Annotated in this window: 20 protein-coding genes; 10 read left to right on the top strand and 10 right to left on the bottom strand. The window is 65.1% G+C overall.

Features of this window, described 5'->3' with window-relative positions:
• Positions 1-9: 9 nt before the first annotated feature.
• The 3 genes from E2I15_RS33540 to E2I15_RS33530 form a co-directional block, all read right to left on the bottom strand.
• Positions 10-939 (bottom strand): IS3 family transposase, encoded by a 930-nt coding sequence (locus E2I15_RS33540; protein ID WP_137484199.1) that lies wholly within the window; start codon positions 937-939, stop codon positions 10-12.
• Entirely contained in the window at positions 936-1,346 is a 411-nt protein-coding gene (locus E2I15_RS33535; protein ID WP_137484197.1) for a helix-turn-helix domain-containing protein, read from the bottom strand. Before E2I15_RS33535 ends, E2I15_RS33540 begins: the two co-directional genes overlap by 4 nt.
• A 115-nt stretch (positions 1,347-1,461) precedes the next feature.
• The gene (locus E2I15_RS33530; RefSeq protein WP_137483787.1) at positions 1,462-2,751 is read right to left on the bottom strand and encodes an MFS transporter; all 1,290 of its coding nucleotides are present in this window, start codon (positions 2,749-2,751) and stop codon (positions 1,462-1,464) included.
• Between the two features lie 234 nt (positions 2,752-2,985).
• Between E2I15_RS33530 and cyoA the strand changes: the two genes are divergently transcribed.
• From cyoA to E2I15_RS33495, 7 genes are read left to right on the top strand one after another with little or no spacing between them, the layout of a single operon-like run.
• On the top strand, positions 2,986-4,152 hold the full coding sequence (cyoA, locus tag E2I15_RS33525; RefSeq protein WP_170991829.1) for a ubiquinol oxidase subunit II: 1,167 nt from the start codon (positions 2,986-2,988) through the stop codon (positions 4,150-4,152).
• A 10-nt stretch (positions 4,153-4,162) separates the two neighbouring features.
• Positions 4,163-6,166, top strand: a complete 2,004-nt coding sequence (gene cyoB / locus E2I15_RS33520) for a cytochrome o ubiquinol oxidase subunit I (RefSeq protein ID WP_137483786.1) — start codon at positions 4,163-4,165, stop codon at positions 6,164-6,166.
• Positions 6,163-6,792 (top strand): cytochrome o ubiquinol oxidase subunit III, encoded by a 630-nt coding sequence (gene cyoC / locus E2I15_RS33515; RefSeq protein WP_016842054.1) that lies wholly within the window; start codon positions 6,163-6,165, stop codon positions 6,790-6,792. Before cyoB ends, cyoC begins: the two co-directional genes overlap by 4 nt.
• On the top strand, positions 6,789-7,181 hold the full coding sequence (gene cyoD / locus E2I15_RS33510) for a cytochrome o ubiquinol oxidase subunit IV (protein WP_137483785.1): 393 nt from the start codon (positions 6,789-6,791) through the stop codon (positions 7,179-7,181). Before cyoC ends, cyoD begins: the two co-directional genes overlap by 4 nt.
• Positions 7,182-7,183: 2 nt before the next feature.
• Entirely contained in the window at positions 7,184-8,014 is an 831-nt protein-coding gene (locus E2I15_RS33505) for an SURF1 family protein (protein WP_246668455.1), read from the top strand.
• The gene (locus tag E2I15_RS33500; RefSeq protein WP_155262702.1) at positions 7,986-9,371 is read left to right on the top strand and encodes an ATP-binding protein; all 1,386 of its coding nucleotides are present in this window, start codon (positions 7,986-7,988) and stop codon (positions 9,369-9,371) included. The genes E2I15_RS33505 and E2I15_RS33500 overlap by 29 nt, the downstream gene beginning before the upstream one ends.
• Positions 9,361-9,897, top strand: a complete 537-nt coding sequence (locus E2I15_RS33495; RefSeq protein ID WP_018269164.1) for a response regulator transcription factor — start codon at positions 9,361-9,363, stop codon at positions 9,895-9,897. Before E2I15_RS33500 ends, E2I15_RS33495 begins: the two co-directional genes overlap by 11 nt.
• A gap of 340 nt (positions 9,898-10,237) precedes the next feature.
• On the opposite strand, the gene E2I15_RS33490 is transcribed toward E2I15_RS33495, so the two are convergent.
• From E2I15_RS33490 to E2I15_RS33470, 5 genes are all read right to left on the bottom strand, one after another.
• Positions 10,238-11,044: a CarD family transcriptional regulator gene (locus E2I15_RS33490; protein WP_018269166.1), complete on the bottom strand. Its 807-nt coding sequence runs from the start codon at positions 11,042-11,044 to the stop codon at positions 10,238-10,240.
• Between the two features lie 411 nt (positions 11,045-11,455).
• Positions 11,456-11,794, bottom strand: a complete 339-nt coding sequence (gene fdxA, locus E2I15_RS33485) for a ferredoxin FdxA (RefSeq protein ID WP_016844914.1) — start codon at positions 11,792-11,794, stop codon at positions 11,456-11,458.
• Between the two features lie 195 nt (positions 11,795-11,989).
• A complete protein-coding gene (locus E2I15_RS33480) occupies positions 11,990-12,274 on the bottom strand; it encodes an RNA-binding S4 domain-containing protein (RefSeq protein WP_137483783.1) in 285 nt (94 codons plus the stop codon).
• Between the two features lie 29 nt (positions 12,275-12,303).
• Positions 12,304-15,846, bottom strand: coding sequence for a helicase-related protein (locus E2I15_RS33475; RefSeq protein ID WP_137483782.1), 3,543 nt, complete (start codon positions 15,844-15,846; stop codon positions 12,304-12,306).
• A gap of 679 nt (positions 15,847-16,525) precedes the next feature.
• Positions 16,526-17,356, bottom strand: coding sequence for a DUF3108 domain-containing protein (locus E2I15_RS33470; protein WP_137483791.1), 831 nt, complete (start codon positions 17,354-17,356; stop codon positions 16,526-16,528).
• Positions 17,357-17,710: 354 nt separating this feature from the next.
• Between E2I15_RS33470 and rpmB the strand changes: the two genes are divergently transcribed.
• The 3 genes from rpmB to E2I15_RS33455 all read left to right on the top strand — a co-directional run bounded on the left by rpmB (position 17,711) and on the right by E2I15_RS33455 (position 20,719).
• The gene (rpmB, locus tag E2I15_RS33465; RefSeq protein ID WP_016843498.1) at positions 17,711-18,019 is read left to right on the top strand and encodes a 50S ribosomal protein L28; all 309 of its coding nucleotides are present in this window, start codon (positions 17,711-17,713) and stop codon (positions 18,017-18,019) included.
• Between the two features lie 966 nt (positions 18,020-18,985).
• Complete coding sequence (locus tag E2I15_RS33460) at positions 18,986-19,213, top strand: hypothetical protein (protein WP_137483781.1); 228 nt, start codon at positions 18,986-18,988, stop codon at positions 19,211-19,213.
• Positions 19,214-19,513: 300 nt separating this feature from the next.
• Positions 19,514-20,719 carry an ABC transporter substrate-binding protein gene (locus E2I15_RS33455; RefSeq protein ID WP_137483780.1) on the top strand — a complete coding sequence of 402 codons (1,206 nt, stop codon included), beginning with the start codon at positions 19,514-19,516 and terminating at the stop codon, positions 20,717-20,719.
• Positions 20,720-20,788: 69 nt separating this feature from the next.
• Here E2I15_RS33455 and E2I15_RS33450 read toward each other — a convergent pair whose 3' ends face one another.
• Together E2I15_RS33450 and E2I15_RS33445 are read right to left on the bottom strand one after the other, a co-directional pair.
• A complete protein-coding gene (locus E2I15_RS33450) occupies positions 20,789-21,751 on the bottom strand; it encodes an alpha/beta hydrolase (RefSeq protein WP_137483779.1) in 963 nt (320 codons plus the stop codon).
• A gap of 196 nt (positions 21,752-21,947) precedes the next feature.
• On the bottom strand, positions 21,948-23,726 hold the full coding sequence (locus E2I15_RS33445) for an NAD(P)-binding domain-containing protein (protein ID WP_137483778.1): 1,779 nt from the start codon (positions 23,724-23,726) through the stop codon (positions 21,948-21,950).
• Between the last annotated feature and the right edge of the window lie 57 nt (positions 23,727-23,783).

Here is a 23,783-nt window from a genome sequence, read left to right as displayed (position 1 = left end):
ACACGATAATCAGGGACAGGTGCCGAGCGCCTGAGGCGGCGGGGCGGGTTGATGGGTTAGGGCCGCATGGCGGGGCTGCTGCGCAGCAGCCCCGCCATGCGGTAGATTTGTTTCGAACTCGGCTGGCGGCCGGTAAGCCAAAGCCGAGTGCAGCCGCTGACGATTGTATACCTGTTCGATGAAGGCGCCGATCGCATTTCTCGCCTGCTGCGCATCGCGATAGGTCTGGCCGTTGACCTCCTCTTGCTTGAGGGTCTTCATGAAGCTCTCCGCTCTGGCGTTGTCGTAGGGATTGCCGACCCGGCTCATGCTCGGGGCGACGTCGTGCTGCTGGAGCAATTCGGTGTAGTCGCTACAGGCGTATTGGATACCCCGGTCGGAGTGATGGATCAGGCTGCCGGGCCTCGGTTGGCGCGCCGCCAGCGCCATGGAGAGTGCCGCGATCGCCAGGCGCGCCTCTAGGTGCGTCTCCAAGGCCCAGCCGACGACACGCCGGCTGAAGGCATCGAGCACGATGGCGAGATAGGCGAACTCCTCCTGCAGGCGGATGTAGGTGATGTCCGCCACCCAGAGCTGATCGAGGCCACTCGGCACCATACCGCGGGCCAGGTTCGGTACCACCCGCCACGGGTGGCGCGAGTCGGTCGTAACAGGCACGAACGGCTGCTGCCGCAGGCACAGCAGATTATCCTCTCTCATCAGGCGAAGCACGCGCTTGCGGTTGACCACAAAGCCTTCGCGGCGCAGCTGCGCGGCGATCCGGCGATAGCCGTAATGCCTATAGGCAAGCGCCAGCCGCTGGATTGCGTCCCGCACGCCGGTTTCCTCGGCACGTGGGGCGCAAGCCGCCCAATGTCGGTAGTAACCGGCCCGGCTGACGCCAGCCAGGGCGCACATCCGTTCGATCGTCAGTTCGCCTTGCCGCGGGGGGATCGTCATCGCCTGGATGACCTCGTAGACCCCGTCACGCCAGGCCCGCTGCTCGGCCGGCGTGCTTCCTTGACCCGCCGCAAGGCTTGCCGAAAAAAATCCAGTTCAATCTGCTGCTGGCCGATCTTGCGCTCGAGTTCGGCAATCCGCTCCGGCGCGCCCGGGTCGGCCGCCGCAATATCGCGCGCACGCTTCCTCACTGCTGCTGGAACAACCGCTTCGCCCTTGCGGGGGCGACCCAGCGGCCGCAGCGCTGCCGCCCCGCCTGCACGAAACAGATCGCGCCAAGCGTAGAGATCCTTGCGCAGCACCTTCAGCTCGTCTGAAAGCGCCCTTATCCGCTCGCCCGCCAGAATGCGGCGAACCGCCTCAAGCTTGAACTCTCGGCTGAAAACACGGGGTGATTTGTTGGGCATTCGTTCTCCGTTAGAGAACTGTCCCTAATTTCCCGTGTCTCACTTTTGGGGGGCACTCCACTATCCGCGGTAAGAGTCGTCCCGGATTTCGCTTCGCTGCATCCGGGCTACAGGATCAAGCCTCCGCTTCGCGCAGGCCGCTCAGCCACAGCGCCAGCAGCGTCCACACCGCACCCGACAACAGGTAGGCGCCCGCCGAGATCAGGCCGAAATGCGTCGCCAGCAGCAGCGCCGCGAGCGGCGCAAAGCCGGCGCCGAACAGCCAGGCGAAATCCGAGGTCAGTGCCGAGGCCGTGTAGCGATAGCTCCGCGCGAAGCTCGAGGCGATCGCGCCCGACGACTGACCGAACGACAGGCCGAGCAGCACGAAGCCGAGCACCATATAGACGGTCTCGCCGAACGCCCCGGCATCGAGCAGCTGCGGGGCAAAGCCGCTGTAGACCGCGATCGCGACCGCAGAGCCCAGCAGCAGCGGCTTGCGCCCGACGCGGTCGGCGATCATGCCGGAGGCGACGATCGCGACGACGCCGACCATGGCGCCGATCATCTCGATGATCAGGAAGCGCACCGGGCTTTCCTTGGTGAACAGGAACACCCAGGACAACGGAAACACCGTGACCATGTGGAACAGCGCAAAGCTCGCCAGCGGCGCGAAGGCGCCGAGCAGGATGTTGCGGCCCTCCTGCGCGACGGTCTCGCCGACCCGCGCCGGCTCGAGATCGCGGCTTTCGAACAGCTCGGAATATTCATCCGTTGCCACCATGCGCAGCCGCGCGAACAGCGCCACCACGTTGATGGCGAAGGCGACGAAGAACGGATAGCGCCAGCCCCAGTCGAAGAAATCATCCGCCGAGAGGTTGCCGGCGAAGAAGGCGAACAGCGCGCTGGCCACGATCAGCCCGAGCGGCGCGCCGAGCTGCGGCACCATCGCGTACCAGCCGCGGCGATGCGCCGGCGAATTCATCGCGAGCAGCGAGGCAAGGCCGTCCCAGGCGCCGCCCCAGGCGATGCCCTGCAGCACGCGCGCGGCGGCCAGCAGCCAGATCGCCGCGACGCCGATCGTGTCGTAGCCGGGCAGGAAGGCGAGCGCGACCGTGGCGGTGCCGAGCAGGAACAGCGCGATGACGAGCTTGGCGCCCTTGCCGTGGCGGCGGTCGACCGCCATGAAGATCACGGTGCCGAGCGGCCGGGCAGCAAAGGCCAGCGCGAAGATGCCGAATGAATAGAGCGTGCCGGTCAATTCATTGACAAACGGGAACACCAGCTTCGGAAACACGATCACCGAGGCGATCGCGTAGACGAAGAAGTCGAAGAATTCCGATGTGCGCCCGATGATGACGCCGATGGCGATTTCGCCGGGTTTCGCCTGCCCGTGACCTGATACGGTCGGGGTGCCGTGAGCCATTGCTGGGGCCTGTGCCATCGCCGGAGAACCGTCCTTTGGAGCATGATCCGACCGGTTTTCCGAATAGGACCGTGCTCAAACAAGAAGTGAGGCCACGGGCAGATTGCCACGCGGTCCACCTCACCTTCTGATCCTCTATCCCGCAGTGCAACATTGGACAAATTGTCCAATGTCAACTTTGCTGCATCGCAGCTACCCCTTGGCGGAACTCATAAAATTCCAGTGGGGTGAGCCGTGCGCGCCTTGAAATTATTGGCCTTATTGCCGTTCGCGGCGCTCCTTGGCGGGTGCGATTTCGTCGTCCTGGCCCCCGCCGGCGACATCGCCGCGCAGCAGCGCGACCTCGTCGTCATCTCGACCGTGCTGATGCTCATCATCGTGCTTCCGGTGATGGCGCTGACCGTCTTCTTCGCCTGGCGCTACCGCCAGTCCAACACCGCGGCCCCCTATGAGCCGGAGTGGGATCACTCCACCCAGCTCGAGCTCGTGATCTGGTCGGCGCCGCTGCTGATCATCATCTGCCTCGGCGCGCTGACCTGGATGGGCACGCATCTGCTCGATCCCTACCGCTCGCTCGGCCGCATCGCCGCCGACAAGCCGATCGAGAGCAAGGACACCCCGCTCAATGTCGAGGTGGTCGCACTCGACTGGAAGTGGCTGTTCATCTACCCGGACTATGGCGTCGCCGCCGTCAACGAGCTCGCGGCTCCGATCGACCGCCCGATCCGCTTCCGCATCACGGCGTCCTCCGTGATGAACTCGTTCTACATCCCCGCGCTCGCCGGCCAGATCTACGCGATGCCCGGCATGGAGACCAAGCTGCACGCGGTCGCCAACAAGGAAGGCACCTATCGCGGCTTCTCCGCCAATTACAGCGGCGCCGGCTTCTCCGGCATGCACTTCGACTTCAAGAGCCTGTCAGGCGCCGATTTCGACAAGTGGATCGCCACCGCCAAGACCAGCGCCAACATGCTCGGCCGCACCGACTATCTGCAGCTCGAGCGTCCGAGCCAGAACGATCCGGTGCGGCTCTACCGCTCGGTCGACCGCGATCTCTACAAGGCGATCCTCAACATGTGCGTCGAGCCCGGCAAGATGTGCATGAGCGAGATGATGGCGATCGACGCCAAGGGCGGCCTCGGCCGCGAAGGCTTCAACAATACGCTGCCGCTGACCTACGACAAATACGCCCGCCGCGGCGCGCCGCTCGGCTCTGAGCCGACCTTCGTCGCCGGCATCTGCTCGATGGACGAGATCAAGGACGCACCGTCGCACGAGGTCACCGCTCCGCTCGACCTGACGCCGCTGCGCGGCTTCGGGCTGAAGCGCCCGCCGTTCTCGCCCGCGCATCCGTCGTCGACATCCCTGCTGCTCGGTCAGCGTCCGAAATCAGAGTCCTGAGGAGGACCGCATGAATCCCGATCTCGTCAAGATGATCTTCGGCCGCCTCAATCTGGAGGCGTTGCCGATCCATGAGCCGATCCTGGTCGGCACATTCGCGGTGGTGGCGACCGGCGGCCTCGCGCTGTTCGCGATCGTCACCTACTTCCGGCTCTGGACCTATCTGTGGCGCGAGTGGTTCACCACCGTGGACCACAAGCGCATCGGTATCATGTACATGATCCTCGGCATCGTGATGCTGCTGCGCGGCTTCGCGGACGCGCTGATGATGCGGCTGCAGCAGGCGATCGCGTTTGGCGGCTCCGACGGCTATCTGCCGGCCCATCACTACGACCAGATTTTCACCGCCCACGGCGTGATCATGATCTTCTTCGTGGCGATGCCGCTGGTGACCGGCCTGATGAACTATGTGGTGCCGCTGCAGATCGGCGCCCGCGACGTCTCCTTCCCGTTCCTCAACAATTTCAGCTTCTGGATGACGGTTGGCGGCGCCGTGCTGGTGATGATGTCGCTGTTCGTCGGCGAATTCGCCCGCACCGGCTGGCTCGCCTACCCGCCCCTGTCGAACATCGGCTACAGTCCTGATGTCGGCGTCGACTATTACATATGGGGACTGCAGGTCGCCGGTGTCGGCACGACGCTATCGGGCATCAACCTGATCTGCACCATCGTCAAGCTGCGCGCGCCGGGCATGACGATGATGAAGATGCCGGTGTTCACCTGGACCTCGCTCTGCACCAACGTCCTGATCGTCGCCTCCTTCCCGGTGCTGACGGCGGTGCTGGCGCTGCTGTCGCTCGACCGTTACGTCGGCACCAACTTCTTCACGAACGACTTCGGCGGCAACCCGATGATGTACGTGAACCTGATCTGGATCTGGGGCCACCCCGAGGTCTACATCCTGGTGCTGCCGGCGTTCGGCATCTTCTCCGAGGTGACCGCGACGTTCTCCGGCAAGCGATTGTTCGGCTACACCTCGATGGTCTACGCCACCGTCGTCATCACCATCCTGTCCTACCTGGTCTGGCTGCATCACTTCTTCACGATGGGCTCCGGCGCCAGCGTGAACTCGTTCTTCGGCATCACCACCATGATCATCTCGATCCCGACGGGCGCGAAGATGTTCAACTGGCTGTTCACGATGTATCGCGGCCGCATCCGCTTCGAGCTGCCGATGATGTGGACGGTGGCATTCATGCTGACCTTCGTGATCGGCGGCATGACCGGCGTGCTGCTGGCGGTGCCGCCGGCCGACTTCGTGCTGCATAACAGCCTGTTCCTGATCGCGCATTTCCACAACGTGATCATCGGCGGCGTGCTGTTCGGCCTGTTCGCCGGCATCAACTACTGGTTCCCGAAGGCGTTCGGCTTCAGGCTCGATCCGTTCTGGGGCAAGCTGTCGTTCTGGTTCTGGGTCTCGGGCTTCTACTTCGCCTTCATGCCGCTCTACGTACTCGGCCTGATGGGCGTGACCCGAAGGCTCCGCGTGTTCGACGATCCCTCCTTGCAGATCTGGTTCATCATCGCGGGCTTCGGCGCGTTCCTGATCCTGCTCGGCATCGTCGCGATGCTGGTGCAGTTCGCGGTCAGCATTCTGCGCCGCGAGCAGCTGAAGGACACCACCGGCGATCCCTGGAACGCGCGGACGCTCGAATGGGCGACCTCCTCGCCGCCGCCGGACTACAACTTCGCGTTCACGCCCGTGGTCTACGACAACGACGCCTGGTGGGACATGAAGCGCCGCGGCTACCGGCGCCCGCTCACCGGCTTCAAGCCGATCCACATGCCGTCCAACACCGGCACCGGCGTCATCCTCGCCGGACTTGCGACGGTGATGGGGTTCGGCCTGATCTGGTACATCTGGTGGCTCGCCGCCGTCAGCTTCATTGCGCTGCTCGCGGTCGCGATCGGCCACACCTTCAACTATCACCGCGACTTCCACATCCCGGCGGATGAGGTGGTGCGGACTGAAGACGCGCGGACACGCGTGCTTGCCGCGGGAGCCCGGACATGAGCGTTGCAATCATAACCACACAGGACTCCGAGCCGGTCTTCCACGTCATCGACGAGCATGATCATCCGGAAGGCGCCAGCACCATGCTGGGCTTCTGGATCTACCTGATGAGCGATTGCCTCATCTTCGCGATGCTGTTTGCGACCTATGGCGTGCTCGGCGGCAACTATGCCGCTGGCCCATCGCCGAAGGATCTGTTCGACCTCAAGCTGGTTGCGCTCAACACCACGATGCTGCTGCTCTCCTCGATCACCTATGGCTTTGCCATGCTGACGATGGAGAAATCGAGGATCAGGGCGACCCAGCTCTGGCTCGCCATCACCGGGCTGTTCGGCCTCGCCTTCCTCGGCATCGAGCTCACCGAGTTCGCGCATATGATCCACGAGGGCGCGACACCCCAGCGCAGCGCCTTCCTGTCGTCGTTTTTCACGCTGGTCGGCACCCACGGCCTGCACGTCACCTTCGGCCTCGTCTGGCTGGTGACGCTGATGGTGCAGACCGCGCGCTTCGGCCTTACCGAAGCCAACCGGCGCCGTCTGATGTGCCTCTCGATGTTCTGGCACTTCCTCGACGTGGTCTGGATCGGCGTCTTCACCTTCGTCTATCTCCTGGGAATGCTGCGATGACAAAAGAAGCTCACGCTCTCGAAGCCAACGCCGGCGGGCATGGCCACGACGCTCACGGCGGGGCATCCCATGGCTCGCTGCAGAGTTATCTGATCGGCTTCGGTCTCTCCGTCGTCCTCACCGCGGTGCCGTTCTGGCTGGTGATGACCGGTGCCATCGCCGACAAGCAGGTCACCGCGCTGATCGTGCTGGTGCTCGCCGCGGTGCAGATCGTCGTGCACATGGTGTACTTCCTGCACATGAACACGCGGTCCGAGAACGGCTGGACCATGATGGCGATGATCTTCACCGTGGTCATGGTGGTGATCGCGCTGACCGGCTCGCTGTGGGTCATGCATCACCTCAACATCAACATGATGCCGATGCACGACATGAGCCAGATGCCGTGACGATGCGGTCTGCCAGACCCTCGCTGTTGCTGCTCGCGCTCGGCATGCTGGGCGTGGTGCTGCTGAGCGCGCTCGGCGTCTGGCAGGTCGAACGCAGGAGCTGGAAGCTGGCGCTGATCGAACGGGTCGAGCAGCGCATGCATGCGGCGCCGGTCGCGCCGCCGCCCCCATCGTCATGGCCGGCGGTCACGGCCGCAAGCGATGAATACCGCCGCGTCACCGTACGCGGCACGTTCCTCAACGCCGATGAAACGCCGGTGCAGGCCGTCACGGCCGAGGGCCCCGGCTTCTGGGTACTGACCCCGCTGCAAGCGGACGACGGAACCACCGTGCTGGTCAACCGCGGCTTCGTTTCTCCTGACAGGCGCGATCCCGCGACACGGCGCGATGGCGAGCCGCAGGGCGCCGTCAGCGTCACCGGACTGCTGCGGATGTCGGAGCCGAAGGGCGGCTTCCTGCGCAGCAACGACGCTGCGGCCGGCCGCTGGTACTCCCGCGACGTCGCCGCGATCGCCGCCGTGCACGGATTGTCGCATGTGGCCCCCTACTTCATCGACGCCGATGCGACGCCAAATCCGAACGGCTATCCGGTCGGCGGGCTCACGATCGTGCGGTTTCCGAACAACCACCTGATTTACGCGCTGACATGGTTCGCGCTGGCCTTTATGCTGGCAGGCGCGCTGCTGCGCGTCATCAGCGGAAGGAGCCGCGCCGGCGCCTCCGATCCAAGGTGGGGCTCACGACGCGCCGCCGTGCGCCGCCTGATCGGCGCAGCCCGCAATCTGTCTCGCGACACAGGCCCAGATGCTCGAGCGCACATCGGATCTGCATGACGACAAGGCCGCAACCGGCACGGCCATGATGCCGTCCGCCGCGAGCGCGGCCGCCGGCATGCCGCTCGATCTCGCAGCGCCCGCCGACATCGCGACCAATCGCAAGAACATGGCCCTCTTGGTCCAGCTGCGCTGGATCGCCGTGATCGGCCAGATCGCCACCATCGGCTTCGTGCAGTTCTGGATGGGCGTCGCGCTGCCGCTGCTGCCCTTGGCCGCCGTGATCTCCGGGCTGGTGGCACTCAATGTCGTCAGCCTGCTGTGGCTGCGCTACCGCGCCGACATCAACAACCGCGAGCTGCTGGTCGCGCTGGCGCTCGACGTGGCGGCGCTGACCGCTCTGCTCTATCTCAGCGGCGGCGCTACCAACCCCTTCACTTCGCTCTATCTGCTGCAGGTGACACTCGGCGCGGTGCTGCTCGATGCGCCCTCGACCTGGTCGCTGGTGGCGCTGGTGTGCATGAACTTCGCCTGGCTGACCAGCTATTACCGGCCGCTCGAGCTGCCGCAGCAAGGCTTCGCCGATGCCTTCAATCTCTATATCGCCGGCACCTTCATCGGCCTCGTGCTCGACGCCGTGCTGCTCGTGGTGTTCATGACCCGGATCAACCGCAATCTGCGCGATCGTGACCTGCGCCTCGCGGCGCTGCGCCAGCACGCCGCCGAGCAGGATCACATCGTCCGGATCGGCCTCCTGGCCTCCGGCGCCGCGCATGAGCTCGGCACGCCGCTCGCCTCGCTCTCGGTCATCGTGGGCGACTGGCGCCGGATGCCCGCGCTCGCCTCCGATCCCGAATTGTCGCAAGACCTCGGCGAGATGGAGATCTCGGTGCAGCGCTGCAAGTCGATCGTCACGGGCATCCTGCTGTCGGCGGGCGAAGCCCGCGGCGAAGGCTCCTCGCAGACCACGGTCGCGGCATTCCTGACGGCATTGGTGGAAGAATGGCGGACGACGCGGCCGTCGGCCACGCTGTATTTCCGCAACGCCTTCGGCGCTGATCTCGCGATCGTATCCGACATCGCGCTCAAGCAGGCGATCTTCAACGTGCTCGACAACGCCGCCGAGGTCTCGCGCGACTGGATCGAGCTGACCGCCGAGCGCAACGCCGACCGGCTGGTGCTGTCGGTGACCGATCGCGGCCCGGGCTTCTCGCGCGAGATGCTGGCGCACATCGGCAAGCCGTATCAATCGACCAAGGGCAGCCCCGGCAGCGGCCTTGGACTGTTCCTGGTGGTCAACGTCGTGCGCAAGCTGGGCGGCGTGGTGACGGCGCGCAACCGGCCGGACATCGGCGCCGCGGTCAGGCTCGAGCTGCCGCTCTCGACGCTCGCGATCGGAGACCATCTTGACGGATGAACGCCAGCTTCTGATCGTCGAGGACGATACGGGTTTCGCCCGCACGCTGAAGCGCTCGTTCGAGCGCCGCGGCTATGATGTGGCGGTGTCGGCCTCGCTCGACGAGGTCCGCCAGCTGCTCGAGCAGCAGTCGCCCGGCTATGCGGTGGTCGACCTGAAGCTCGCCGGCGGTGCATCGGGCCTTGCCTGCGTCGAAGCGCTGCACGCGCACGATCCCGAGATGCTGATCGTCGTGCTGACCGGATTTGCCAGCATCGCGACCGCGGTCGAGGCGATCAAGCTCGGCGCCTGCCACTATCTGGCCAAGCCGTCGAACACCGACGACATCGAGGCTGCGTTCCAGAAGGCCGCCGGCAACGCCGCCATCGAGCTCGGCGCGCGGCCGACCTCGATCAAGACGCTGGAATGGGAGCGCATCCACCAGACCCTGATCGAGACCGACTTCAACATCTCCGAGGCCGCCCGCCGGCTCGGCATGCACCGCCGTACGCTGGCGCGCAAGCTCGAGAAGCAGAGGGTGAAGTAACGCAAGCCTCGCTGCACCTGTAGCCCGGATGGCGCGCAGCGCAATCCGGGACGGCTTCATCCGCGGTAGCAGCGGCCCCGGATTTCGCTGCGCTCCATCCGGGCTACGGGCTACGGATCCGGCGCGCCGTTGCCGTTCGCTTCGCCGCAGATGTATAGCTACGGCATCAGCAGTGCCGACAACCTGTTTCAGCCCAGCGCGGATTATGATGCCGACGACGCGACCATGATCGTGGTGGCGATCCGCTGCATCGCGTCGCCGGCAAAAGCCGCCCGCTCGGCGCCAAAACAAAAAGCCCGGTCTGGCGACCGGGCTTTTGTTTTCAATCCGTCGAACCCTTTCAGGCCGCTTCGTCCTCGACGGCGGTGTCGTCGCCATCGTTGTCGAGATCCTCACCGTCGGCATCGCCCTCGGCGTCGCCTTCAGCGGACTCGGCCTTGGCGCCGCGGCGCGGGCTCTTGGCGAGCTGGCCTTCGATCTCCTTGATCGCCTCGGTCTCGGTCGAGTGCTGCACGACCGCGATCTCGCGCGACAGACGGTCGAGCGCCGCTTCATAGAGCTGGCGTTCGCTGTAGGACTGCTCGGGCTGCGATTCCGAACGATAGAGATCGCGGACCACCTCGGCGATCGCGACGATGTCGCCCGAGTTGATCTTCGCTTCATATTCCTGGGCGCGGCGCGACCACATGGTGCGCTTGACGCGGGCACGGCCCTTCAGCGTCTCCAGCGCCTTCTTGACCAGCGCCGGCTCCGACAGCTTGCGCATGCCGACATTGGCGACCTTCGCCGTCGGGACGCGCAGCGTCATCTTGTCCTTCATGAAATTGATCACGAACAGCTCGAGCTTGGCGCCCGCGATCTCCTGCTCCTCGATCGCCAGGATCTGGCCGACGCCGTGAGCGGGATACACCACGAATTCGTTGGCCTTGAAGCCCTGGCGCTGGGTCACGACCTTCTTCTCTTCCGGGCGCGGCGCGGCGGCCGGCTTGGCGGCGGCCTTCGGAGCAGCGGCGGGGACGGCAGTCTTCGGGGCGGCCGGCTTCGGCGCAGCAGCCGTCTTGGTCGCGGCAGGCTTGGGGGCGACCTTGGGAGCAGCGGGCTTCGCAGCTGCCGCTTTCGCGGCAGTCTTGGCAGTCTTTTCTGGCATCACGCTTCTTTTGTTCTTTGAGGACTTTGCAGCCGCCGCCTTCTTGGCCCCCTTCACGGACGCCTTGGCACGGCCCTTGGTTGCGCTGCGAGCAACGACAGCGGCTTTTTTCGTCGTCTTTGAAGCACTCTTTTTACGCGTTTTCTGTGACACAGCCTGCGCGCGGAAACTGCCACGCCCCTGTTCGAGTTTGCGGGAACCTCGAAGCCACAAGGTACGCATGGCAGGGGGTTCTTGGCCTGTAATGTGTCAGATATAGCACATTTTCCGCAAAAATCAATGGTTTACGCCCGATTCCGGGCATAACAGGGGCCGCTCAGGTCATATGTCCGTCATTAGGGTTAAATCGGCGGCCAAACGGAAGGCCGCGGCGGGCTGAGGTCCACCCTTACCGTGATAATCCCAGGCGAATCAGTCGCCGCTGCCCGGATTCGGAGAAAAATATTTCTCGAACTTGCCTTCCTTGCCTTCCCACTCCTTGGCGTCCTCGGGCGAGTCCTTTTTCTGTGTGATGTTCGGCCAGCTCTTGGCGTAGTCGCGGTTGACCTCGAGCCACTTCTCCAGCCCTGGCTCGGTGTCCGGCTTAATGGCGTCCGCCGGGCATTCCGGCTCACACACGCCGCAATCGATGCATTCGTCGGGATGGATGACCAGCATGTTCTCGCCCTCGTAGAAGCAATCGACGGGGCAGACCTCGACGCAGTCGGTATATTTGCACTTGATGCAGGCTTCAGTGACGACGTAGGTCATCCAAAACTCCGGAACGATCGATTTTTCTGGGGTTGCGTAGCGCAGGAATACCGGGGCCGCAAGGGAAGCGGCCCTCGAAAAACGCCAGTATTCTCACGCTCCTGCCACCGATTTTATTGGGAGCATGATCCTGATCGGAAAACCGGACCCCACTTTTCCGGATCATGCTCAATCGAGATAGCAAGCGCTAGATAACTACTCCTTACCGGCCTGCAAATTGCCGGCCTGCAAATCCTCGTACAGTATGCGCGCCGAACTGGCATCGCCGCGCCGCTCGGCAAAGCCTGTCACCTTCAGTACGCGGACGCTGTTGTCGAGCGCGACGGTGACGACATCACCCGCCTTCACGGCATGGCCCGGCGATTTCTCGCGCGTGCCGTTGATCCGGACATGACCTGACGCGACGAGTTCAGCGGCGCTGGTGCGGGCCTTCACGACCCGCGCGTGCCACAGCCATTTGTCGAGGCGCTGTCGATCCAAACTAGACCAAGCGTTAAACCAAGGGTGGACTATTCCTTCCGGCCGGCGAGCTGCTCTTTCAGGGCAGCGAGCTTGGCGAATGGCGAATTCGGATCGATCGGACGGTCGCGCTCGCGCGGCGCGCTCGAGGCGTAGGGCCGATGCGACGGGCCGCCCTCGCGCTTGTCGCGGCCGCCCTTGCCGAAATCGCGGCCGCCGCGGTCACGATCGCCGCGCTCGCCCTTGCGATCGCCGCCGAACTTGTTGTCGCGGCGACGCTCATTGTCGCGATCGCGACCTTTGCCTTCGAAGCGCTCGCGGCGCTGGCCCTTGTCGTCCCTGTTGTCGCGCGCCTGCGCGCCCTCTGCGGGCGCCGCGGCCGGATCCGCCGGCGCACCCGGGCGCGGCGCGCGGAAATCCTGGTGACGGCGCGGACGGCGATGATGCTCGCGCTTGTTGTCGCCCTCACCGCCACTTTCAGCAGCCTGCGCGCCCTCGGCGGGCTTGCCCTGATGACGGCCGCGGTTGCGGTCATGGCCGCGATGATGCGGACGGCGCTCGTCGGAACGGCCACCGGGACGCCAGACTTCGACCAGCTGCGGCTCGGCCGGCGTCTCCGCGGCGGCGGGAGCGGCTTCAGCCGGTGCTGCCTCGGCATTCGCGGACTCCGCGGCCGCCTCAGTAGCGGTCTCGGACGGCGTCTCGGCAGTGGCTTCCGCGGCAGGCGCGGGCTCGGATGCCGCTTCCGAAACCGGCGCCTCGGCAGCGGGCTCTTCGGCGACAGCGGCGGGCGCCGCGGCAACTTCTGCCATCGGCTCGGGCTTGGTCTCGATCACGACCGGCGTCGCTTCGCTGGACACCACCTCGGCAAAGCCGACATCGGGCAGCAGCGCGGCCGACGGCGCGGGATCGCCCGACACCAGCTGATCGGTGGCAGCCTCCGGCACATCGGCCACAACCTCGGCGGCGGCACCGACCGGCGCATCCACGACGGCGTCAGATGTCGCCTCGACCGGCTGCGTCTCGGCGGCGACCGTCTCGGTGGTCTCGGCCACGGTCTCGGTGGTCTCGGTGGTCTCGGCGACGGCCTCGCTGGCCTCTGCCGGTGTGGCCTCAACGGGCTTCGGCGGCAGCGGCGGACGGCGGTCCATGCGGTAGCCGAGCGCGCGCAGGATCGAGGCAAAATCCTCGCCGGCGGAGCCTGTCAGCGAGGTCATCGCCTGCGTCACGACAAAGCCGCGGCCATCGAACGCACCGGCGGGCTTCTCGCCCGGCGAGGTCTCGCGCCAAGCCAAAGCGGGGCGGATCAGATCGGCGAGCCGCTCCAGGATGTCGACGCGCACCGCGCGCTCGCCGCACTGGCGATAGCCGAGCACGCGATACGCATCGCGGGCGAGCTGCTTGTCGACCGGGAACGAGGTGCGGCCGCTACTCGCCAGATGCTGCACATTCGACAACGCCGCCATGTCGACATTGCTCTGCTTCTCGGCCCACAGCAGCGAGGCCAGCGAGCGCGCCGCGGGCTTCAACAGCTGCGGGAAATAGATGTGATAGGCGCCGAACCGCACGCCGTATTTGCGCAGCGCGGCGCGCGAGGGCTGGTCGAGATCCTTCATCTCGGCCGCGATCTTGCTGCGCTCGAGCACGCCGAGCGCCTCGACCAGCTGGAAGGCGATGCCCCGGGCGATGCCCTGCAGGTCCTCGGCCTTGGACAGTTCAAACAGCGGCCCGAGCAGTTTTTCGATATGCGTCTTGAGCCAGAGATCGAGCCGGGCCTGCACCGCTTCGCGTGAGGCGCCGGTCAGCCGCTCGTCGGAGATGATGCGCAGCCGCGGATGCAGCGCGTCCTCGGCGGCGACCAGCTTGGCTACCGCATCGCCGGTCCAGCGGATGGTGCCGTCGGAGGTCAGCACGAACTGCTCGTCGGGGGCGGCGCCCAGTTTCTCGGCGCGCGCATCGATCTCGCGCGCCAGCACCTGCTGGGCGGCGGCTTGCAGCGCCTTGGCGTCGCTGCCGGCCTCGGCCGCATCAGGTGCGAAGGTGAAACCATCGAGCCGGCCGATCACGTGGCCTTCCACGATCACTTCACCGGTCTTGCCAATTTCCGTATTCAAAACTGAGTTCTCCCGCAGGCGGCGCATCAATACACTGGTCCGCCTGTCAACGAAACGCTCCGTGAGCCGTTCATGCAGCGCATCGGATAATTTATTTTCGAGCTCGCGCGTGATCCCCTGCCAGTGGTCCGGGTCGTAAAGCCAGTCCGGCCGGTTGGCAACAAAGGTCCAGGTCCTGATCTGCGCGATCCGGCCCGATAGCGTGTCGATATCGCCGTCGGTCCGGTTGGCCTGGTCGACCTGGGCGGCAAACCATGCGTCGGGGATACGCCCCTTTTGCATCAGGAAGCCATACAGCGTGGTCACGAGTTCGGCATGGGCGGCCGGCGACAGCTTTCGATAGTCCGGAACCTGGCAGGCCTCCCACAGCCGCTCGACCGCTTTAGCACCATGCGCCAATTCGCGCACCTCGGCGTCGCGCGCGACATGCTCGAGCACGCGCAGATCCTCGGCCACCGGGGCCCGCGTCAGTGCCTCATGATTGGGCGACAGCGCCAGCGACACCTGCAACGCGCCGAGCGAGGCGAAGTCCAACTTCGCGTTGCGCCATTGCAGCACCTTGACGGCGTCGAAGGTGTGGTTCTGCAGCGCGTTGACGAGCTCCGGCTCAAACGGCGCGCAGCGCCCGGTGGTGCCGAAGGTGCCGTTGCGCGTCGCGCGGCCGGCGCGGCCCGCGATCTGCGCGAATTCGGCCGGCGTCAGGCGGCGGAACTGATAGCCGTCATATTTGCGGTCGGAGGCGAAGGCGACGTGATCGACGTCGAGATTGAGCCCCATGCCGACCGCGTCGGTGGCGACGAGGTAATCGACGTCGCCGTTCTGGAACATCGCGACCTGCGCATTGCGCGTGCGCGGCGAGAGCGAGCCCAGCACCACGGCCGCGCCGCCATGCTGGCGGCGGATCAATTCGGCGATCGCGTAGACCTCGTCGGCCGAGAACGCGACGATGGCGGTGCGTCGCGGCTGCCGCGTGATCTTGCGGTCGCCGGCGAATTCGAGCTGCGACAGCCTTGGCCGCGTGATGATCGAAGCACCAGGCAGCAGCCGCTCGATCATCGGCCGCATCGTCGCAGCGCCCAGCAGCAGCGTCTCGTCGCGGCCGCGGCGATTGAGGATGCGATCGGTGAACACGTGGCCGCGCTCGAGATCGGCCGCGATCTGGATCTCGTCGACCGCGAGGAAGGACACATCGAGATCGCGCGGCATCGCTTCCACGGTCGAGACCCAGAAGCGCGGCGCCTTCGGCTTGATCTTCTCCTCGCCCGTGACCAGCGCGACATTGTCGACGCCGGCGCGGTCCGCGATCTTGTTGTAGACCTCGCGCGCGAGCAGCCGCAGCGGCAGCCCGATCAAGCCCGACGAATGCGCCAGCATGCGCTCGATGGCGAGATGCGTCTTGCCGGTGTTGGTCGGCCCGAGCACCGCGGTGACGCCTGCACCGGGCACGCGGTCATTTCCGAACGAAGTTGAGAAAGCCATATTTTGCAGGTGTTTCTTGAATTTGTTGGCTGGATACTCGATCCCGTCATCCCCGGTACAACGGCGAATTCGCCGTTGTACCTGCGAGGGGCGCGTCAGCGCGTCTCGAAGGATGCACGGCCGAGATCGATCCGTTTGCGGCGATCTTGATGAGGCAGCAGGACCGTCGCCCTTCGAGACGGCCGCTGCGCGGCCTCCTCAGGGTGACGGTGAGGGATTGACGCTCTGGTCTTCACTCCTTCACGCGTCCTTTCACAAAATCTGTCTCACAATGCGACGCCTTCCGCGCCCGGCTTAAGCTCTGGAACGAGTCTAGAACGAATCGCGGCCGAATCGCTGACTCCATTCCGGGCTCGAAACGTTCACCGCAACATCTCGGGTAAGCTGACGGCGGCGGCACTAGATCAAGTTTGAGAGGGCTCCACAAGCACAGGATATGCGGACTGAATTCCTTAAGTTCCAGGGGTGACCGAGTCGAATCAGAAGCGGACAAGAGTCAATTGGATTCCGGTGACGTTTGTTGCATGGCGAACTCGGTTCACCTCGCCCCGCTTGCGGGGAGAGGTCGGATCGCCCTTGCGATCCGGGTGAGGGGGTACAGGTCTCTCCACTGTCACAGCTCGCGGTGAGAGCCCCTCACCCCAACCCTCTCCCCGCAAGAGCGGGGCGAGGGAGAAGGCTACTGCGTCTTCGCCACGCGCGGCGGCGCGGCGGTGGTGACGAAGGAGGTGGCTTCCAGCATGGCCTGGCCGAGCGGGGTCGGGATCGTCATGCGGAACGGCACCAGCAGGCGGGTGCCGGCGATCGGCACGAAGGCGATCTCGATGTTGCGCTGGGCGGCGAGGTATTTGATCACCGGGCGATCCGGGATGTAGCCCGAGATCGGCACGAAATAGAGCGCGCAGACCAGCGCCGGCCCGTGATAGCCGCGCTCGGCCTTGACGATCTCGACCCGCTTGAAATCGAGCTTGAGGTCGTAGCGCATGCGGCCGTCGAAGATGCCGGCGCCGCTGCGGCAGATATCCGGGCTCATCAATTCGGCATTGCCGGGCGCGCGCAGGAACGAGCCGGTCATCGGATCGAACACGTTCTTCTTCTGCGCGTCGGTCACCGGCAGGCGGTCGGCATCGACCGGCGGCTCCGGCTCGATCAAGGATTCCTTGATGCCGCCATTCGCCAGCACCATCCGGATCGTCTCCGACTTCTTCGAGGTGGTGGTGGTCGCGGTGTAGGAGGAGGCGGCCAGCGATCCGTTGACGACACGGCCCTGCGAGGCGCCCGCGCCGGAGCCGCCGGAAAACGCCTTCAGCAGGCCCGCGGTGCCGCCCTGGGCCGAGGCCGAGAAGCTGTCGTCGCCGATTTCGATGGTCCAGCTGCCCTTGCCGACCGGGATACCGGCCAGGGTCGCCTCATACTGGGCGTCGAGCCGGCCCTGCGCGCTGGCGCGCTCGGCGCAAAACAGCAGCAATGCGCCCGCGCACAGGCCGATGAGCCGGCCGAGCGGGGGCAAAATGGCAATGGCGGTGGTCACTTAACCTACCTGACGGTCCTGCTATCGGCGCTCGATCCGTTGTCCATTTCGGCAATCACATCGGCCGGACAACAACGCGCATCTTGTATGGAACCTAGACTTGCAGCCGAATACGCCCTTTATATGGTTGCCATATCCGCAGTTAAGTGGCTGGAACAGCTTATGAACCGGCAATTCCGGTGCCCCGCATGCGGCGATATAATCTTGACGCTCGGGTATTCTCCCCCTATACACCCGCGGTTCCTGGAAAATGGACGCGAATTCAAAACCCCCGCGCGGGCCGTGTGATTGCACGCCCTTCGAGCGGCGGGGATGCAATAAGGATTTTGTAAGATGTCCCGGCGCTGCGAACTGACGGCCAAGGGCCCCCAGACGGGCCACAAGGTGAGCCACTCGAACATCAAGACCAAGCGGCGCTTCCTGCCGAACCTGGCCAATATCACCTTCATCTCCGAAGCGCTCGGCCGCAACGTGCGCCTGCGCGTCTCGACCAACGCGCTCAAGAGCGTCGACCACAATGGCGGCCTCGATGCCTATTTGCTCAAGGCCAAGGCCGACGTACTCTCGCCCCGCGCCCTCGAACTGAAGCGCGCGATCGAGAAGAAGGTCGGCAAGCCGGCGCCGGTGAAGAAGGCGAGCTGAGCGAGACGCGAGAGCGGAATTCGCGGGAAGAGAGATTTGAACGGCCGGGTCGGATGACCCGGCCGTTTTTGTTTTGTGAAGATCGTCTCGTTCACCTCTCAGGCGTATCCCTCGTGGAATCATCCGAGAGCACGAACATTTCAATTTGCGATGGTGCGGTGCTTGGAGAGGTTGTCGAGGCAATCGCAGGGAGCCCGATACGTCGCAGCAATCGCGTCTGAGTTCACCCTGAGCTCGGGACCCATGGGTGCGTGCTGGCGCCCGGCGTTCCCAGCGCCCGCTGCGGACAAGCGAGGGTCAAGCTGCCGCAAAGCTCGGGCCGATCGCGCCGCGAGACTACGCGCGCATGCCCTCTCCCGCTGTCTGACAGGTGAATCGATCCGACCGACGTGCGCAGCGCGGGTGAGTAGCGAGTGGGTTCTTCTCTGCGTGATCACGCACGGAGCAAAACCATCCATCGAACACCGCGAGGAGAGACGGATTGCGTCGTCGCTTCGCTCCTCGCAATGACGGCGCCGCTAATGACTACGACAGTCCGCTGACAGCTGCTGCCAATGACAGCGGTGTCATCTCTTCCACCACGCGCACATCACACGAATCTTCTGCTTGATGCATTGAGAGCGCGTGAAGAAACGCTTAACGCACGCGCCCCGACCGACAAAGAAACACTATAAATAAAGGCAAAGCGAGCTTCTCACGCGGCCATTAATCACAACATCACTGCGCATCATCACGAGCGCATGAGGCGCATGCAAAACGCCACGATCTCTTCCAACTCATGGTGTGCAAACAAGCCGTCCGACACGAATGCGATTCGATGTGACCGACGCCGCATCGTCTCGAACACCGTGACGGACGTCACGGCCGGTACAACTGATTGTGAGGCAGGTGCGCCGCACTCTTGGGAAGAAGCCTGGCCGTTCCTATGTCACCTCCAAAGAACGACCCCAGTAAAGGAATTGGTCAATGCAAGTTCGCGCAGCCGATACGCGCGGAAGACTGGTGCCTGCGATTGCAACCGCCGCCGTGGCGGTGCTCGCGACAGTCGCCCTCGTCATCCTCGAATTCAACCCGCCCCGCAATGTGCAGGCCGCAGCCGAGCCCGGCATGATCACCGCCGCCGCCGCGAGCCGCGCCGGCGCCACCGTGCTGCCGACCGATCCGGTCACGACGGGCAGCGTGCGCGTGCGCTGAGGGCGTCGCTCTCTCGTCATCGTCGTCCCGGCCGAGTTCGCAATTGGGCACGGGGGCCGGGACTCATTACCCCAGCTGTTTATGTGACGCGATGCTGGGGCAACATTCCGCGTAACGGCAAACATTAGTGGTTATGGGTCCCGGCTCAAGGCCGGGACGACGCTGGTGGTTACACCGCGCCGCCATCGCACCCGCCGCATTTTCGCATCCCTGCCCTGGCGTCTCGTCGCAAGCCTGGCTCCCTCGACCTCACGTAAGCTCTCCCTCGCGAACAACAAAAAACGCACAGGGAGGCACACGATGATCTGGAAGGCCATCACGGCAGCCGCAGCGCTTGCGCTCACGACGCAGGTACACGCCGCCGAGAAGAAATATGGCACGGGCGCCAGCGACACCGAGATCAAGCTCGGGCAGACCTCGCCGTTCTCGGGCGCGGCGTCGGCCTACAGCGTGATCGCGAAGACGCAAGGAGCCTATTTCAGGATGATCAACGACCAGGGCGGCGTGAACGGGCGCAAGATCAACCTGATCACGCTCGACGACGGCTACTCGCCGCCGAAGACGGTGGAGCAGACGCGCAAGCTGGTGGAGCAGGAGGAGGTCGCCGCGATCCTCAATCCACTGGGCACGCCGACGGGCTTGGCCGTGCGCAAATATCTCAACGACAAGAAGGTGCCGCAGCTGTTCGTCGGCGCCGGCGCCACGCTGTGGGGCGACTATCAGCATTATCCGTGGACAATCGGCTTCCAGCCGTCCTACCAGGCCGAGACCGCGGTCTACGCAAAGTATGTGCTGACCAACAAGCCGGACGCGAAGATCGCGCTGTTCTACCAGAACGACGACGCCGGCAAGGATTACGGCAACGGCTTCAAGAAGGGGCTGGGGCCGGAGAACACCGCCAGGATGGTGGTGGCGGAGACGACCTATGAATCGACCGACCCGACGGTCGACAGCCAGATCGTGAAGCTGAAATCCTCCGGCGCCAACGTGCTGTTCATGCACGCGATCCCCAAGCAGGCGGCGCAGGCGATCAAGAAGATCGGCGAGATCGGCTGGAAGCCGGATTTGTTCTTCCTCGCGGCGACCTCGACCTCGGTGTCCTCGGTGCTGAAGCCCGCCGGCTTCGAATACTCCAAGGACATCATCTCGTCCTACTCGCTGAAGGATCCGAACGATCCGCAATGGAAGGACGATAAGGACGTGATCGCCTGGCAGGACTTCATGAGGAAGTATTTTCCGGACGGCAATCTGCAGGACCAGCTGATCGTCTACGGCTATGTGGTGGCCGAGGCGACGGTGCAGGTGTTGAAGCAGTGCGGCGACGACCTGACCCATGAGAACATCATGAAGCAGGCGGCGAACCTCGACATCGCGCTGCCGATGTTCCTGCCCGGCATCAAGGTGAAGACCTCGCCGACCGACTACTTCCCGGTCGAAGCGATGCGGCTGCAGAAGTTCAATGGCGAGACCTGGCAGCTGTTCGGCGACACGATCGGGAATGATTGAGGGGGTTAAACGCAAATCCATTCACATCGTCGTCCCGGCGCAGGCCAGGCGCAGGCCGGGACGACGGGGTTAGACCCCCCGCTCCAGCAACACCTTGAAATCCGCCCGCGCACGCTGCGCCTCGGCGCGTGCCGCGTCCGAGGCATCGCCAAGACCAAAGTAGCCGTGAATGAGCCCCTCGCCGGAATGATAGGCCACCTGCACGCCGGCCGCCTGCAACGCCCGCGCATAGGCATGGCCCTCGTCGCGCAGCGGGTCGAACCAGGCTGTGGTGACGACGGCCGGCGCCACGCCGGCAAGGCTCTTCGCACGCAGCGGCGAGACGCGCCAGTCGGAGCCCTCAGCCTTGTCGGCGAGATAGTGGCCGCAGAACCACTGCATCGTCGCACGCGTCAGGAAGTAGCCGTCCGCGTTCTCGGCGCGTGACGGAAACCTGGCGTTCTCGGCTGGATCGGAAAAATTGCCGACCACGTCGGTGACGGGATAGACCAGCAGCTGCCCGGCGAGCCTGATGCCGGCGTCGCGGCAGGCAAGCGCTGACGTGGCGGCGAGATTGCCGCCCGCGGAATCGCCGGCAACGCCGATGCGGGCGAGATCGCCGCCGAATTCACCGATCCGCGCGACCACGTCGCGGATCGCGGCGAAGGCATCCTCGAAGGCGCCGGGAAAGCGCGTCTCCGGCGGCTGGCGGTAATCGACCGAGATCACCACCGCGCCAGTGTCGATCACGAGGTTGCGGGCCTGGCGATCATGGGTCTCGAGATCGCCGGCGACCCAGCCGCCGCCGTGGAAGAAGATCACGGTCGGCGCCGTGCCGCGGCCGTCGCGATAGAGCCGCGCGGCAAGCTTGCCGGCGGCGCCCTGCACCTCGATATCGCGCGCCACGTCGACCGGCGGCGGCGGCACCGCCTTGCGCGCCTCGGCCAGCGCGCGCAGCGAGTCGCGGCAGCTCTGCGGCGTCATGGTTTCGGGATCGCGCAGCGGCAGCAGCGGGATGATTGTCTCAATGACGGGGTCGAGCGGAAGCGGCATGGGAGTCCTTTGGTTCAAGTGAGCAACGATGGGGCAACTTGCTTCACCTCGCCCCGCTTGCGGGGAGAGGTCGGCGCGCAGCGCCGGGTGAGGGGGAATCTCCACGAGTCGAATGCGCGGACGGAGCCCCTCACCCCAACCCTCTCCCCGCAAGAGCGGGGAGAGGGAAAAGAAAACAGCAGGTGGGATGATCTCGTCAAAACTCTACCTGCTTGGAAAGCGTGCCGGCCTCGATCGCGGATATCTGCAGCGCGATGAAGCGGCTGTAGATGCGGGCCTGCGAGAACGCGCCGCCGGCGAACCAGAGGCCGGGCTGCGGCGTGCGCGTCCACATGTTGCGCAGCTCCTGGGCCGCATCGTCAAAGCCCCAGACCCGGCCGACGCGCGCGGCGACGTCCTCGCCGAACAATCGGCCGACCAGATGGTCCGGGCCCTTGTAGCCGGTCGCGAGCACGAACAGCTCGGCGCTAAGCGAGGTGCCGTCCTTCAGCGCAACGCCGGTGGCGGTGATATCAGCGATGTCGGCGGCCTGGATCAGGCGGATCTTGCCGTCGGCGATCAGCTCGGAGCAGCCGACGTTGAAGTAGTAGCCGCCGCCGCGGGAGCGGAATTTCAGCGGCCAGCCGGTGCCGTCCTCGCCGAATTCGAGCCGGAAGCCGGCGCGCTCCAGCCGCGACAGCAAGGGCGCATCGAGCCGCTTCACCTCGTCGGTGATGATCCGGTGCGCGATCTTCATGACGGGAAGCGGCACGCCGGAATTGAGGATATCGCGCACCTCGATCGGCGGGCCGTCGCCGAGATAGGTCTTGTCATAGAGCTGCGCCGGCTCGACATTGACCACCATGGTCGGGCTGCGCTGCACCATGGTGACGTCGGCGCCTGCGGCGTGCAGCTCCTGGCAGATGTCATGCGCGCTGGTGCCGCTGCCGAACACGACGACCGAGCGCCCTGCCCATTCGCGCCCGGCCGCGAACGCGCTGGAGTGCAGCACCTTCCCCTCGAAATTCTCGATGCCGTCGATCCGGGGAATGTTCGGCGTGCCGCTGACGCTGGTCGCGAGCACGATGTGTTTTGGATACAGCGTACGCAGGCCGCCGGTTCGCTGCAACGTCACCGTCCAGCGCTGCGTCGCATCGTCATAGCGCGCGCCTTCGAACGACGTCTCGGTCCAGAAGTCGAGCTCCATGATGTCGACATAGCTCTCCAGCCAGTTCGCGATCTTGTCCTTCGGGATGTAGTCCGGAAAGCTCGGCGGGAATTGCAAGTAGCGAAACAGATTGACCGGCGTCTTGTTGTGCAGCTTCAGCCCGCGATAGCGCAGCCGCCAATTGTCGCCGATGCGCCGCTCACGATCGACGATCAGGGCATCGAGCCCGATCCGCTTGCACTCGACCGCGGCCGCGATGCCGGCATGGCCGCCGCCGACGATCAGCACGTCAGGCTCGCGGTCGGCATAGGCGCGCGAGGCCTGCCGCTGCTCCAGCCAGTCGGGTGCGGCGAAATCGCGCGCGTGAGATTGCTCGGTAGCGCGATCGGTGCGCGCCTCGCAGATGCGGTTGAAGTCGAGCATCGTGGAGAACGTCCACGCCGCGGAATTTCCGCTCCTGTCATGCAGCAGGCGGACCGCGCCGGTGCCGGGACCGTTCGACGTGTCGAAGGTGAAGACAGCCTCGATCGCCTCGCGCCCGGCCACCACGGCGCGCCGCGGTATCAAGGCACGGTCATCGAGACGAAAGCCGCTCGCGTTGACCACGGCAGCACGCGCCAGCAGTTCGGCGACGACGCGCTGCCGCCCGCTGAAGGTCGCAAACCGCCAGGAAATGCCGAAGATATTGCGCCAGTGGCTCTCGGGCGCAAACAGTGCGGCGAGAGCCTCCGTGGAGCGGCTCGCGAACGCCGCATCGAGCGCGCCGATCCATTGCTCGGCGGCAAGTTCAGGCGTGTCCTCGGTAGCCGGGTTCAGTTTGTCCAGCATGATCGTGCTTTCTCGGGAGCAGTTGCCGTCTATCTGACAACATGCTCCCGAAAAGCA

It is taken from the genome of Bradyrhizobium sp. BR2003 (genome assembly GCF_009720285.1).
In the GTDB taxonomy this organism is placed as follows: domain Bacteria; phylum Pseudomonadota; class Alphaproteobacteria; order Rhizobiales; family Xanthobacteraceae; genus Bradyrhizobium; species Bradyrhizobium elkanii.
This window is presented reverse-complemented; position numbering and strand designations above follow the sequence as displayed.